Genomic DNA, 14064 nt, shown 5'->3' with positions numbered 1-14064 from the left:
ACGACTTCAGACAACGACAGCCTGAGGCTGTCCTTGAAGGTTGAGAGTGGAAAAACCGTGGCGGACCGATGCGGCGCCGATGAAATCCATCTTCTCCAGCGTGATGTTGTTACGCCCCCAGCTGAAATTGGTGTGACACTCCTCGAATTCAAGCAGCATCGCTTCAGCGAAGCAGGCAAACATCTGGCGCTGAGGTTTGTCCATCTCAGCGATTTCCATCATCGTCCATCCGATGTCACTGCCGAATTCAACGATGCCTCCCTTCAGAACATGAACGCCCTCACAGGCGACCTTGGCATCGAGATTCTTCGGGTATCCCCCATCAATCATCAGACAGGGTTTCCGCAGCGAGGCCGAATCAATCTCAAGCGTACGCGGCATACTCGCGACCCAGACCACCACATCAGCCTCGGGGAGTGCCTCATCAAGGGTTAGAACCCTTCCTCCACCAAGTTCAGACTGGAGATCCTTGAGGGGCTGCTGCTGACGAGCGACCAGCAGCAACTCAGCGACACCCGTCCGATTGGAAAGCCACCGGCAGACAGCACTGCCGATGTCTCCGGTAGCACCCACCACAGCAACTTTGGCTTTGGCCAGTTCGATGCCCAGAAGAGGAGCGTTGTTCTCTACCTGGCGACTGATCACCCAGGCCGTATGGGTGTTGCCCGTCGTGAATCGCTCCCACTCCAAGGTTGTACTGCGCACATGCTGATGCTGCAGAAGGTTGAAGTTCTCAAAAATGATCGACGTGAATCCGCCGAGAGCTGTGATGTTGATGCCCTTTTTCTGAGCAAGCTCCATGGCGTTGAGCACCTTGCGCCTTGCCGTCTTGAAGCGGCTCAGCATCTCGGGCACAAAACAGGAATCGATATAGGCACCGGTGATGGTCTTGCCAGTTGTACTGGTGACCTCAACGTGCTCCACCAGCTGGGGTGGAGCACTGCACCAAACGTCGAGATCACCCCCGGCAATGTGATCAAACCCGAGATCTGAAGCCTTGCGCCTTGCCGCCTCAAAACTGGTGGAGTGCCCGATCAGACCAAACATGTACTGCCGACGGTCGTACGTGTACGCATTGAACTAAACCTCAACCAGGTGAGGAGCTTATCTCTCATGATCTCACGAAGGCACGTTCAATGAAAACGTGCCTGTACTTGAAGCGGACCTGAATTTTTCGACTGGGGCATGGAAGGCGCATTCCAGCCAAGGTTCAAAGAGCTGCTGCAGCCATTCGAGCAATTTCACGCATATTGAAACCGATCTCGCTGAGGGCTTCCTGATAACCGATCAGAAAATCCTCGATCAGATCTTCCTTCTCCATATGCAGCGTGGCGGCATCGGAAGCAACCTGGTCGAGCATGGATCGGATCAGCGGAAGATTCTCCTTGTTGGCAGCAAAAAGCTCCTCCTTACTGGCCTCAAAATTGTTCTTCAACCACAGTTCGCCATAGTTGAGATGAAGATATTCATCCTTGACGACACCCTCAGTGATCTTGCGAGCAAAGGGGTCAGCAACAGGGATGTAGATGTGATATGCAGAAATAGCAAAAGCTTCAATCAGCAGTGCCTGAATCAGCAGGCAGGTAACGACTTTGTCTTCCTTGAGCGCTTTCTGAAAATTCTGATGCAGAGGCCCAAAGAACTCCTTGGCGAAAGGCATGTCTGCAGTCACACCCAAGTTGCGACCGCATGAAGTGAAGCCCTTCATGTGCTTCATCTCCATCTTCGCCAGTTTGGCGAGTTCGTCTTTGTTTTCCGGGATCAAGGTTCCCAGGGCCATGTAATTGTCATAAGCCTCCTGCTCTCCCTCGATCACGATGGCATTGATCCGGCTGTAGGCATCCTTATAAGCCTCAGCGGAGAAGTCAGGTAGTTGTTGAGCCGATGCATCCCGCTCGTCAAGGACGGCGACCTCGGGGCTGACGGGGGTCGGCATGAATCTTTCCGTAACGTTCAACGCAGATGACTGTAACCAGTGTTGCCGAAATTGGATGTTCGATTGATGGTGTTCAGATACGTCGCTGGTCTCCACGAGGTGGCCAGCTGGATGACATCAGGCTTGTGAAGAGTCGATGCCAATGGGCCACAAGCGCAGTCTCCAACTGACTTCCAAGCCTCGCATCCGCACCTCGGCTGTCCCCGACAACACCGGAACGACTGAGGTCAGCGGTGAACCAGGCGAGGGGGGCGGGACCTTCAAGGCTCCAGCCTTCGGGAGGAGTGGCTGCCGCCTTCTCACTGACGTGGTCACCATCGAGAGGCCTCTGTTCACCGACCAGAGAAGGCTCAAGCGCCAGCATCAGGCTCGTCTCAGCCAGCCCCGCATGCAATCCATTTGCAAGCTCAGCAGCCGGCACGAGGGACTTGAGTCCTGTAACTCCGCTCCACAGGAAACAGGGAAGAACGGCCATGGAAGGTGTTTCCGCAGCCAGTTCTCGGGCTGCTGTTTGCAGAAGACCAATCTGACCACCGTGGGCGTTGAACAACACCAAGCGCTTCACACCCTGGTCCGCAAGCTGCTTTCCAACTTCCCTGACAAGGCGAATCAGCAGTTCGGCACTGAGGCTGAGTGTTCCCGGAAAGCCGCGATGTTCAGGTGAAAGACCGATTATCTGGGTCGGCAGAGCCCAGATCGGCAGCTCCTCGGGAAGACCTTCCAGCACATGATCAAGGATGCGTTCCGCGAACAGCGCATCCGTGAGCAGGGGAAGCTGCGGACCGTGCTGCTCGAAAGCGCCGAATGGCCAAACCAGAGTTGAACCGCTGCGTTCAAACGCCAGCGCAGCCTCCGGCCAGTGCATGCACTCAAGCCGCCTGGACTTTTGTCCACCATCGCCGCCCATCCTGAATCCACCTCCTGCTGTCAGACTGTCCTGCCAAGGACGATGGGTCCCATGGCCGGAACAGAACGTCAGAATTCACGACTGGATGGTGGCAGAGGAGCTGCAGCTTCGGCGCAGCCACCACGAAAACCGCTTCAGGTGATGCACATCAGCAAGCGGGAAGAGCAGGACCGTCTGCGCAAGGAAGCGGAACAAGCCCGCGCAGCTGCAGATGCAGCGGCAGAGCGTGCCGCACAGCTCGAGCAGGCCGCACTCGCTGCAGAAGGTGGTCAATCCGTTGCGCCCAGCCCTCCGGCACCTCCAAGAGGGCCACAGGTGTCTTCCACTCCATCGCGGGATCCCGACGATGACGATCTGGCCGGAATGACCATGGCCGACCTGCTCGGCGCCTCAGATACAGGACGCCGGCTGAACAAGGCACCCGCCGAAGCGGCAACTGCAGCGAGCCGCAGCGTTGATGATTTTGATTTCGATGAGGATGCCTTCCTCGCAGCGCTTGATGCCAATGAGCCTGTAGGCACAACCGGTGAGGTGGTCACCGGCACCGTGATCGGTATGGAAAGCGATGGTGTCTATGTCGACATCGGCGGCAAGGCTCCAGGCTTCATGCCCAAAAGCGAATGCGGGCTGGGGGTGATCACCAACCTGAAGGAACGTTTCCCCAAGGGACTCGAGGTTGAGGTGCTGGTCACCCGTGAACAAAATGCCGATGGGATGGTCACCATCAGCTGTCGTGCCCTGGCACTTCGCAAGAGCTGGGACAAGGTCAAGCAGCTCGCCAAGGACGGCAAGGTGGTTCAGGTCAAGATCACCGGTTTCAATCGTGGTGGTGTCACCTGCGACCTCGAAGGGCTGAGGGGTTTCATCCCCAGATCCCAGCTTCAGGAGGGCGAAAATCACGAAGCACTGGTCGGCAAGACACTTGGCGTCGCTTTCCTGGAAGTCAACTCCGAGACCCGAAAACTGGTGCTTTCCGAGAAGCGCGCCGCAACGGCCGCTCGTTTCTCAGAGCTTGAAGTCGGGCAATTGGTGGAAGGCCAGGTTGCCTCCATCAAGCCCTATGGACTGTTCATCGATCTGGGAGGCGTCAGTGGACTTCTTCATCAGTCAGTGATCACCGGTGGCAGTCTGCGATCGCTGCGCGAAGTCTTCGGACAGGGCGACACCGTGCGGGCGCTGATCACCGAACTTGATCCCGGCCGAGGCCGGATCGGACTCAACACTGCGCTGCTGGAAGGACAGCCAGGAGAGCTTCTCGTGGATAAGGACACCGTCATGGCTGAGGCTGCCGATCGAGCCAACAGAGCCCGTAACGTCCTCAGGCAGCAGGAACAGTCAGCTGGATGATCACAGCTTCCATGTCTGCCGGTGACGCCGGCCCCCAGTCCCGGACCCATCGTCAGGCCGACTGGGAGCTGGATTTCTATTCAAGGCCCATCCTGGAGAAGGATGGAAAGAAGCGCTGGGAGCTGCTGATCATCAGCACCCCGGACATCAACAGCAGCGAGTGCTTCCGTTTTGCAAAGCTCTGTCCGGCTAGCGAGGTGAATTCCACTTGGTTGGCCGCGGCCCTGCGAGAAGCATTGGCTGAGGCTGAAGATCAGGGTTGGAAGCCACCGCAGAGGCTGCGCGCCTGGCGAAGTGCCATGAGAACGATGGTGCAGCGTGCTGCCGCAGAGCTGCTTCTGGAAGTGGTGTCTAGCAGACGCACCTATGCGCTGCTCGACTGGCTTGATGAACGCGAGCGGACGCTGTACCCGCAGGAGGAGGGCTTCATGGCAGGCCCCCTGGCCCTGCCGCCTTCACCAGTCGAGACCCCGCCTTTGCCCTTGCCTGAAGCCGTCCGGGGCGACGCCTGGACCTGGGCAGGTCTTCCGGTCGGCAGCCTCAAGGAGGCAAGTGATTGGCCTCTTGGCTTCAACGGCCTGCTGCCGGTTCCACCCTCTCTCGAGACGGACCTTGAAGTGCCTGGCCTGCGTCTGTTCAGTCGCACCAGAGCCCTGGCCCTCGCTGGTTGGCTGGGTGGGCTGGAACCCGTGCGGCTGCGAGTGAGCTCCCTCCAGCTGATTCTTGATGCTGGTCAGGACGACTCCTGGCTGGTCAGTGATCTGAGCCAACAGGAAGCCGAACAGATCTCAGCAGCTCTGGACGCTTCGCGCCTGAACCTGCATGGGCTTCAGTTCATCTCTGTGCAGAGCTCTCCGGATCGTGAGCATTTCGAAGGCTTCTGGATGCTGAGGGATCAACCGCAACCATGAGCTCCACTCAGGGAGCAGACCCAGCCGCTGGCACTGAGAGTGAGGATCCTCTCTCTCAGCCCGACAGCCGCTTCAACACCCTGCCGGGGTGGACCTGGGTGGGATGTTATGGCGGTTATTACCTCACAGCGGACCACCTGACTCACGCGGGCTTTGAGCATGGATTCTTCACCCGTCGCTGGCACGGTCGTGGGCCAGACGAGCTAGCTGCCTATCTCTCATGCGGTGTCTCCGTTCATCGCCCGCAACAGGTGCATGGGAACGTCGTGCTTGAGGCCTCCGCTGCCGCGGCAGCACCATGGCCCGATGCCGACGGCCTGGTGAGCGATCGCGGAGGGCAGAGCCTCTGGGTCTGTGGAGCCGACTGCACCCCTGTTCTGATGGCGGATCCCGACAGTGGGCATGTTGCCGCATGCCATGCCGGCTGGCGTGGCGTGGCCAGCCGCATCCTGCCCGCGGCCATCGCCAGGCTCGAACAACGAGGTGCCCGAAGGGAACGGCTGATCGTCGCCCTTGGACCAGCGGTCAGTGGTGAGCGCTATCAAGTGGAGCAATCAGTGGCCCTTCAGGTGGGTGAGGCGTTGGCAGCCGAACCGAGATCACTGGAGGAGCTGCAGAGGCAAGCCGTGCTTGATCCCGATCCAGAGCAGGGTCGCTGCCGTCTCGACATCCGACAAGCGGCCGTGCAGCAACTGAAAGCGGAAGCGATTGACAGCACCAGGATCAGGACATGTCCGCTCTGCACAGTCGCTGAGCCCAGCCTGTTTCACTCCTGGCGACGCGATCAGGTGAAGGCGGTTCAGTGGAGTGGAATCGTGGGGCAGGCTGCGATTTGAACATCACAGTTTTCAATTCGATGTCTGTGGAAGCAGACGCAAGGCAACCGCCTCAGCAGCACGGATGCCGTCGATCGCAGCCGAAAGAATTCCGCCCGCATAACCGGCACCCTCGCCAGCTGGCGTCAGACCGATCACATTGATTGATTCCAGCCGATCATCCCGAGGGATGCGCAACGGCGAAGAGGTGCGGGTCTCGACCCCGGTCAGCACAGCATCGGGATGGTCATACCCGCAGATCTTCTGACTGAATGCTGTCAGAGCTTCCCTCAGAGCCTCCACCATCGGTTCCGGCAGAAGCTCTGCAAGGTCAGAGGGTTGGACACCTGGTTGATAAGAGGGACTGACCGATCCGAGACATGTGGATGGCCTTCCTGCCACGAAATCCTCCTGTCGCTGCACCGGAGCGCTGTAGTCCTGACCGCCGAGCTGAAACGCGAGGGATTCGAGTTCACGCTGGAACACCAGACCCGCGAGTGGATCCCCTGGCCAGCGCTGATGGGCCTCCAGGTCTGCATCCGACACAGGGATCACCAACCCGCTGTTGGCGTTGCGTTCGTTGCGTGAGTGCTGGCTCATGCCATTGGTCACAACACGGCCTGGTTCTGAGGTCGCACCCACCACAAACCCACCCGGGCACATACAGAAGCTGTAAACGCAGCGACCATTAGCAGCGTGATGCACCAGCTTGTATTCAGCGGCACCAAGCAACGGATGGCCAGCGGCATCTCCCCAGCGTGCGTTGTCGATCAGCGACTGCGGATGCTCGATGCGAAGACCAATCGCGAAGGGCTTCCGCTCCAAGGCAACACCTGTCCGATCCAACATCGCAAAGGTGTCCCTTGCCGAATGTCCGGGCGCCAGAACCACCTGACTGCAGTCAAGACGACTGCCATCGGCCAGTTGCAGACCAATGATGCGCATCGGCTTGGCCTGTTTGGAGCTGGCAGGCTCCAGCAGAAGTTGTTCCACGCGGGAACCAAAGCGCACCTCACCGCCAAGAGCCTCAATCTGAGCACGCAACCCCCTGACCACTGTCGCCAGCTTGAACGTGCCGATATGGGGACGATGACGAGTGAGGATGTCGCGGTTGGCACCGCATTTCACCAGCTCTTCCAGCACTTTGCGCCCGTAATGAACGGGATCACTCACCTGGCTGTAAAGCTTGCCATCGGAAAAGGTTCCGGCCCCCCCTTCGCCGAACTGCACGTTGGATTCGGGCTTGAACGTCGATTGACGACGCCAGAATCCAAACGTGTCCCGGCTTCGTTGCTTCACCGCCTGCCCGCGCTCAAGCAACAGTGGGCGTAATCCCATCTGTGCAAGCAGCAATGCTGCGAAGTAACCACAGGGTCCTGCCCCAATCACCACTGGGCGCTGCCAGGACGCATCGACCAGATCGGATGGAGCACGCGCAACGAATCGGTAGGACTCATCTGGACTGCGACGAATGCGCCGGTCGGCCGAGCGTCGACGCAGCAACGCTTTCTCCCCCCGTACCTGAACATCCACGCTGTAGATGATCCGGATTCGATCCCGACGACGGGCATCGATGCTTTGCTTCACCAGCTGGCAGGAGATCAGTTGCTCTCGAGGGACTCGCAGGCAACGCAGAACAGCCTGCTCAAGGTCATCCTCGGAATGGTCCAACCCCAGTCGAAGCTCGCTCAGGCGCAGCACGAGCTGTCTCCTTTCCTGACCCCTGTCCAAACACTACCGAGCGGAGATCGGAAGGATTGCTCGCACCCCTACTAAGGGGACTGCTCTGTTGTGTCGTCCCTGGACTCAGCTTCGGGACTCCCCCCGGGAATCGCCAGTGAAAGCAGTCCGGCGATCAGCAGCAGACTGCCGATGCCGATGGCAAGAGAGCGGTTTTCAGACGCGACGTCACCCCAGATGGCCGTACTCAGAAAAGCTGAGCCAAGAAGCACACAGGGCACCATCACAATTCCTGAGGCAATGCGGTTGCGTGCCATCTCAGGCTCCGGGGCAAGTGACCTGAGCCAGGCCTTCACTCACCAGCGCTGCGCCGAGATCGAGATCATCTCCGATCGGAGTGACCCTTGCCAGCAGAACTCCATCTGCACTGCCCTCTGGCCGCAGATTCACCCTTCTCCGACGAGGAAGCGCACGACGCATCCAATCCTGCGCTTGCTGCTCATTTTCAGGCTCCACCAAAACACAGGCCAGCTGCACACTGTAATTGCGATTATGGTCACCGACCTGAAGCAGCGTTGCCGAACGCACCTGCAGAACCTCTGCGGCCAACGCCTGAGGAGGCAGCACAAACAACAGCATCAGACTGAGAGCCGCTGCGATCAGAATGCCAGTTCTCACTGGCCTCCGGGGTTGGAGGAAGAACTTCCGGAATCCTGGAAAGCCAGCTCTGGATGGGCCGGCAGCCCCACCATCTGAGCATTGCTGCAACCGGGGGGAACCATCGGATAGCAATTCTCACCACGGCGAACATGCACATCCACCAGGATTGGATTCGGTGAGGCAAAGGCCTCCGCCAGACGGTTGTGAAGATCAGCGCGCTCAACAATCTTCATGCCTTCTACGCCAAAGGCCTTGGCCAGCGCTTCGAAATCCGGCATGCCACCAAGCATGTCAGAGGCGGAATAACGCTCTGAGTAAAAACTCTCCTGCCATTGACGAACCATGCCCTGCCAGTGATTGTTCACAATCACCACCTTCACTGGGAGCCTGTATTGAGCGAGAGTGCCCAGCTCCTGGATATTCATCAGCACACTGGCGTCACCTGCGATGCACACCACCTGACGATCAGGACAGGCGACCTGGGCACCCAGGGCGGCAGGCATCCCATAACCCATCGTCCCCAGTCCGGCGCTGCTGATCCAGCCACGTGGACCATTGCGCAGATACTGAGCAGCCCACATCTGATGCTGTCCCACATCTGTCGTGACGATGGCTCCAGGGGCCAGGTCACGGACAGCCATCAGAACTTCCTGGGGGTAAATGGGCCCTTCCTGAGGCGGAATGGAAAGGGGATAACGCTCTTTCCAGTCGCGAATCCTCTCCAACCAAACGCTGGTCTGCGGCTCGGGAGAACGGCGCAGGCTCAGATCCACCAGCGCGGCAAGGCTGGTGCCGACATCACCAAGAACGGCGACATCGGGGCGCCTGTTCTTGCCGATCTCAGCCGGATCGATCTCGAAATGAATCACCCGTGCACTCGGGGCAAAGGTGTCGAGCTTGCCGGTCACCCGATCATCAAATCGAGCCCCGACTGCAATCAGCAGATCACAATCGGTCACTGCAAAGTTGGCGTAGGCGGTGCCATGCATGCCCAGCATGCCCAGCGCCAGTGGATGGTTCTCATCAAAGGCGCCCTTCCCCATCAGCGTTGTGGTGACAGGGATCTGATAACGCTCAGCGAGCACGGCGACGCTGTCGTGAGCGGATGATGCGATCGCACCGCCCCCCACGTACAGAAGAGGGCGCTGGGCTTCGGAGATCAGATCAAGCGCTGCCTCAATCGACTGGGGATCAGGCGGAGGAGTGGAGCCGAACCCTGCAGGGACAACGGATCCCGGCTCAACCGGGATGTAATCAAACTCCTCCTGGCCAACATCCTTGGGGATGTCAATCAGAACGGGACCGGGGCGACCTGAGGCAGCGATGTGAAAAGCCTGCGCAACCACTGAGGCGAGATCTGCTGGGTTTCGCACAACCCATGAATGTTTCACGATCGGCAAGGTGATGCCGAAGATGTCGGTCTCCTGGAAGGCATCGGTCCCAATCGCCGTCCTCGGAACCTGGCCGGTGATGACCACCATCGGCACGGAATCCATCTGGGCGGTCGCAATACCCGTGACGAGGTTGGTGGCTCCAGGGCCAGACGTGCCGAAGCACACCCCCACACGGCCGGTGGCTCGGGCATAGGCATCGGCTGCGTGGGTTCCGCCTTGTTCATGACGAACGAGGAAGTGGCGCAACCAACCCTCGCTCTCCGCAATGTGCAGGGCGTCATAGATCGGAAGAATGGCGCCGCCCGGATAGCCAAAGATCGTGTCCACTCCGTGACGACGCAGCGCATCCATCAAGGCCTGGGCTCCGCTTATCCGGCGGCTTCCATCTCGGCTGGACGCTGTGTCGGCCGTGGGAGCGGAGATCAGCGTCACTGTGTCTTCACGGGGAACTGACCCTCAAGATTAAGGGCCGGCCTGCCGGTTTGCCGGCGCTCAGAGCAGTCCCAGTGCATGCAGTGGACCCTGGCCACTGATGATTTCGAGAAGAAACGCGGAGAAGCCCAGCATGGCCAGTCGCCCGTTCCAGACTTCGGAACTGTTGTTCCAACCCCACTCCCATTTCTCCTGGGGGTAGAGCTTCACCTTGGTTGGCAGTTCAGCTGCCGCATCAAGGCTGACTTCAGGCCCTTCAAGGCTGGTCACCACAAGATCAGCCAGTCCCTCGATGAAGGGGGGGTAGGTGTCGAGGGCCCGAACGCGCCGGAAATTCACCACACCTGACTCGGTGGCGAGTTCTCGGTACTCGATGTCAATTTCCTCAAGCGTTTCGATGTGCTCACTGACAAAACTGATTGGCACCACAACCAGATCATTGGTCTTGGCTTTGCCCAGCTCTTCCAGAGCCTCTTCGGTGTAGGGCTTCAGCCACTCAACAGGACCCACTCGGCTTTGATAAGCGAGGGTATGGGGATTGTCATGGCCCAGAAGCTCCTGAAGCTTCTTCATGATCAGGGCGGTGCAAGCCTCGATTTCCTGTTGATAAGGATCACCGGCTTCTTCGACGTAACTCTTCGGGACACCATGGGCGCTGAAGAACACATGAGCCTGGTGAGGGTCATCGCTGTTACGAACTTCCTCAGCGATCAGCTCAGCCATCGCTGTGACGTAGCCAGGATGATCAAACCAGCTGCGGATGCAGCGGATCGGCAGCTTCTCGAAGACACCGTCTCCCTGACGCAGCCGCTGCAGCTCACGGAAACTCGACCCACTTGTGCTAATGGAGAAGTGCGGGTAGAGCGGCAGCACAACAACCTGATCCATGCCGTCAGCCTTGATGTCTGCAACGGCGGACTCCGTGAAGGGATGCCAGTAGCGCATGGCCACGTAGCTGGTGGCCTCGATACCCCGTTGACGCAGCAGGCTCTGCAACTCTCTGGCCTGCTGCTCGGTAATCCGACGCAGTGGAGAGCCTCCACCGATGGAGCGGTAGGCGCTCTGTGACTTGCCGCTGCGCAAGGTGCTGATCAGCCAGGCCAAGGGTTTCTGCAGAGCGGGAATCGGCAGCCGGATGATCTCCGGGTCAGCGAAGAGATTGAAAAGGAAAGGACCTACGTCCTGAATCCGCTCAGGGCCACCCAGATTGAGCAGTACGACACCGACCCGAGCCATGTCTGGAAAGGATTGCAGGGGTTGAGAGTAACCCCCGTTAACGGCATCTTGACGATGTCCTGAAGGAAAGGATGACTCGTAGCGAACCGCTTGAAGAGATCAGGCGAAATTCGAATGCAGCGCTGGCCTCGATCGGCATCGGCCTACGTATCGAATGTCGCGGTCGTCGGTTAAACCTGCGTGGCTTGTTGCCTGGGCGTCAGCAACCAGGCCAGCGATCAGTGCAACGTCTCAGCCTTGGCCTTGAGAATGACAGGGATGGCCTGCGCGAAGCCGAGCAGATCGCACGGGTCATCGATGCTCAGCTCAAACGCGACCAGTTTCGATGGGAGCAATGGATCAAGGCACCAGCGCAGAAGGCGACCACATCCGGCTCATCGGGTCGAGCACGGGCTCTGCTGGACCAACAACTCATGGGCTTCGAGCAAGCCTTTTTTGCCGATCCACGGCGTCGCCGCTCCCCTTCCGGCAGTCGAACCACATGGATAGGGGCCTACAACCCCTACCTGCGTCGACTGCGCACACTTGCCGGCCAGGACAAGGGCCCAATCGCTGCAGAACTGCTGCTTCAGACCCTGCACAGCTACCCCGATGGAAGCCGTAGTCGCCAGCAATGCAGCACAGCCCTGGGCGGCCTGGCCAGGCATCTGGAACTGGAACTGCCTGAGCACTGGCGAGCAGAGGCAGCGGGCTATGGCCTACATCGAGCGAGGTTCCGCCAGCTCCCCAGCGACCAACAGATTCTCGAGAGCATTCTGCAGATTCCCAATCCACGCTGGCGACTGGCCTATGGCCTGATGGCCACCTATGGCCTTCGCAACCATGAAGTGTTCTTCAGCGACCTCTCCGCTCTGTGCGCTGAAGGAGATCGTGTGATCCGGGTACTGCCCACCACCAAAACGGGTGAACATCAGGTGTGGCCTTTCAGTCCGGAATGGGTCGAGCGGTTTGACCTGTTGAAACTTGGGCGAGAGCCGCATGCTCTGCCGGTGATCAACACCGATCTGAGCAGAACCACCCTGCAGCAGGTGGGACGACGCGTCACCGAGCAGTTTCGCCGCTACGACCTTCCGCTCACCCCTTATGACCTTCGTCATGCCTGGGCGGTGAGAACCATCCACATCGGTCTGCCTGACACGGTTTCTGCAAGAATGATGGGTCACTCCGTGGCGATTCATACCCGCACTTATCACCACTGGATTACCCGACGCGATCAACAGCAAGCGGTGGATGCGGCCCTGGCCCGACAACATGCGTCGTGAGACACCAGTGAATCCAATGGTTATGCAGCTGATCACAGCGGTTGCGTTGTGTTCAACGAAGCGGATCGCTCCCGCAGCTGACTGCCGGCTTTCGGTTCCGCAGACCGCTATCTATCAGCGGCAGGATAAACAGCCTGGATGACGTCCCTCGCATCCTTCCCTGATCCTGATGACCTCGTTTCTGCGGCCCCTGGCCTACCGCTACCGCTGGATTTACGACACAGTCACGGCGATCTCATCGCTGAGCGTGGGTGGAGTTGAGAGACTCCGCAGCCTGGGGCTGGAGGCCCTGCAACCCAGGATTGAGCCCGGTGCAGATGTGCTGGATCTCTGCTGCGGCAGCGGCGAAGCTGCCGCACCCTGGCTGGCCGCGGGCTTCCGTGTCTCAGGGCTTGATCTCTCTCCGCTCGCCCTGGCGCTAGCCGCCCGAAGACACCCAGGCCTCAAACGGGTGGAGGGATTGGCCGAGGAACCACCGCTTGAGGAAGAAAGCTTTCTTGCCATTCAGCTGAGCGTGGCGCTGCATGAATTTCCTCGCCGCGAGCGAGAGCTGGTGCTGCGTCAGAGTTTGCGCCTTTTGAAACCGGGTGGCTGGTTGGTGATTGTGGACCTGCACCCCGCCGGACCTTGGCTGCGACTGCCGCAACAACTGTTCTGCGCCTTGTTTGAAACCGATACGGCCACGTCCATGCTGGAGGACGACCTGCCCTTTCAGCTGCAGCAACTCGGTTTCACGGCGGTGAAGCAGGAGTTGCTGGCAGGGCAGGCCCTGCAACGGATCACCGCTGCTCGCCCCAGCCTCGACGCAACTTCTTGATGAGCAACAACAATCTCGATCAGACGGCCGCTGAACTGGGAATGGGTGGCAACCTCGCACCGGAGCGGGACGATGCCGGTTACCGAAAGCGCATGGAACGACGCCAGCAGGTGCAACGCCAGCGGGTCGAGGAGCGCAACAAGGAAAAGGGACTGATCCTGGTGTTCACCGGACACGGCAAAGGCAAGACCACGGCAGGCCTAGGACTGGTGCTTCGCACCCTCGGCCATGGTGAACGGGTGGCTGTTGTGCAATTCATCAAAGGTGGTTGGGAGCCGGGTGAAGCCAGAGCGTTAAAGGCCTTCGGCGACCAGATCTGCTGGCACGCCCTGGGGGAGGGATTCACGTGGGAAACCCAGGACCGCAAACGTGATCAGCAACTGGTCAAAGAGGCCTGGCAAACCGCTCTAGGCCATCTGCGTGACGAACAGATCAAGCTGGTTCTGCTCGATGAACTCAACGTGGCGATGAAACTGGGCTACATCGATCCGGAAACGGTGATCGCTGGGCTCAGAGAGCGGCCTGAACTTGGCCATGTGGCCGTCACCGGTCGAGGAGCGCCAGCAGCATTGATCGAAGCGGCTGATTTGGTCACGGAAATGACCTTGAGCAAACACCCGTTCAGAGAGCAGGGTGTCAAGGCTCAGGCAGGCATCGAATACTGAAC

At 59.3% G+C, this 14064-nt stretch carries 14 protein-coding genes; 6 read left to right on the top strand and 8 right to left on the bottom strand.

Features of this window, described 5'->3' with window-relative positions; genetic code table 11:
- Window positions 1-6: 6 nt before the first annotated feature.
- The 3 genes from SIB58_RS02865 to SIB58_RS02855 all read right to left on the bottom strand — a co-directional run bounded on the left by SIB58_RS02865 (window position 7) and on the right by SIB58_RS02855 (window position 2801).
- Entirely contained in the window at window positions 7-1047 is a 1041-nt protein-coding gene (locus SIB58_RS02865) for a long-chain acyl-[acyl-carrier-protein] reductase (RefSeq protein WP_066905786.1), read from the bottom strand.
- A 163-nt stretch (window positions 1048-1210) separates the two neighbouring features.
- Window positions 1211-1936: an aldehyde oxygenase (deformylating) gene (locus tag SIB58_RS02860; protein ID WP_066905788.1), complete on the bottom strand. Its 726-nt coding sequence runs from the start codon at window positions 1934-1936 to the stop codon at window positions 1211-1213.
- Window positions 1937-2009: 73 nt separating this feature from the next.
- Window positions 2010-2801, bottom strand: a complete 792-nt coding sequence (locus SIB58_RS02855) for a creatininase family protein (RefSeq protein ID WP_231857000.1) — start codon at window positions 2799-2801, stop codon at window positions 2010-2012.
- A 93-nt stretch (window positions 2802-2894) separates the two neighbouring features.
- Between SIB58_RS02855 and SIB58_RS02850 the strand changes: the two genes are divergently transcribed.
- The 3 genes from SIB58_RS02850 to pgeF are packed head-to-tail and all read left to right on the top strand — an operon-like array spanning window position 2895 to window position 5937.
- Entirely contained in the window at window positions 2895-4190 is a 1296-nt protein-coding gene (locus SIB58_RS02850) for a S1 RNA-binding domain-containing protein (protein WP_066906111.1), read from the top strand.
- Window positions 4191-4201: 11 nt separating this feature from the next.
- Window positions 4202-5101, top strand: coding sequence for a Tab2/Atab2 family RNA-binding protein (locus tag SIB58_RS02845; RefSeq protein ID WP_067325886.1), 900 nt, complete (start codon window positions 4202-4204; stop codon window positions 5099-5101).
- Window positions 5098-5937, top strand: a complete 840-nt coding sequence (gene pgeF / locus SIB58_RS02840) for a peptidoglycan editing factor PgeF (RefSeq protein ID WP_067325811.1) — start codon at window positions 5098-5100, stop codon at window positions 5935-5937. The genes SIB58_RS02845 and pgeF overlap by 4 nt, the downstream gene beginning before the upstream one ends.
- 12 nt (window positions 5938-5949) lie before the next feature.
- Here pgeF and SIB58_RS02835 read toward each other — a convergent pair whose 3' ends face one another.
- From SIB58_RS02835 to hemH, 5 genes are all read right to left on the bottom strand, one after another.
- Window positions 5950-7617, bottom strand: coding sequence for an NAD(P)/FAD-dependent oxidoreductase (locus SIB58_RS02835; protein ID WP_067325889.1), 1668 nt, complete (start codon window positions 7615-7617; stop codon window positions 5950-5952).
- 71 nt (window positions 7618-7688) lie between these two features.
- A complete protein-coding gene (locus tag SIB58_RS02830; protein WP_066905794.1) occupies window positions 7689-7913 on the bottom strand; it encodes a GIVxVP protein in 225 nt (74 codons plus the stop codon).
- 1 nt (window position 7914) lies between these two features.
- Window positions 7915-8235 carry a nuclease gene (locus SIB58_RS02825; RefSeq protein ID WP_067325892.1) on the bottom strand — a complete coding sequence of 107 codons (321 nt, stop codon included), beginning with the start codon at window positions 8233-8235 and terminating at the stop codon, window positions 7915-7917.
- A gap of 35 nt (window positions 8236-8270) precedes the next feature.
- Window positions 8271-10082, bottom strand: a complete 1812-nt coding sequence (ilvB, locus tag SIB58_RS02820) for a biosynthetic-type acetolactate synthase large subunit (protein ID WP_067325813.1) — start codon at window positions 10080-10082, stop codon at window positions 8271-8273.
- A 60-nt stretch (window positions 10083-10142) separates the two neighbouring features.
- On the bottom strand, window positions 10143-11318 hold the full coding sequence (gene hemH / locus SIB58_RS02815; RefSeq protein ID WP_066905796.1) for a ferrochelatase: 1176 nt from the start codon (window positions 11316-11318) through the stop codon (window positions 10143-10145).
- Window positions 11319-11389: 71 nt separating this feature from the next.
- Between hemH and SIB58_RS02810 the strand changes: the two genes are divergently transcribed.
- From SIB58_RS02810 to cobO, 3 genes are all read left to right on the top strand, one after another.
- Window positions 11390-12580 (top strand): site-specific integrase, encoded by a 1191-nt coding sequence (locus tag SIB58_RS02810; protein WP_067325815.1) that lies wholly within the window; start codon window positions 11390-11392, stop codon window positions 12578-12580.
- Between the two features lie 169 nt (window positions 12581-12749).
- Entirely contained in the window at window positions 12750-13397 is a 648-nt protein-coding gene (locus SIB58_RS02805) for a class I SAM-dependent methyltransferase (RefSeq protein ID WP_067325818.1), read from the top strand.
- Window positions 13397-14062 carry a cob(I)yrinic acid a,c-diamide adenosyltransferase gene (cobO, locus tag SIB58_RS02800; protein ID WP_067325821.1) on the top strand — a complete coding sequence of 222 codons (666 nt, stop codon included), beginning with the start codon at window positions 13397-13399 and terminating at the stop codon, window positions 14060-14062. Before SIB58_RS02805 ends, cobO begins: the two co-directional genes overlap by 1 nt.
- The last annotated feature ends 2 nt before the right edge of the window (window positions 14063-14064 follow it).

The sequence above is a fragment of the Synechococcus sp. MIT S9504 genome, from assembly GCF_047497135.1.
Taxonomy (GTDB): domain Bacteria; phylum Cyanobacteriota; class Cyanobacteriia; order PCC-6307; family Cyanobiaceae; genus Synechococcus_C.
This window is presented reverse-complemented; position numbering and strand designations above follow the sequence as displayed.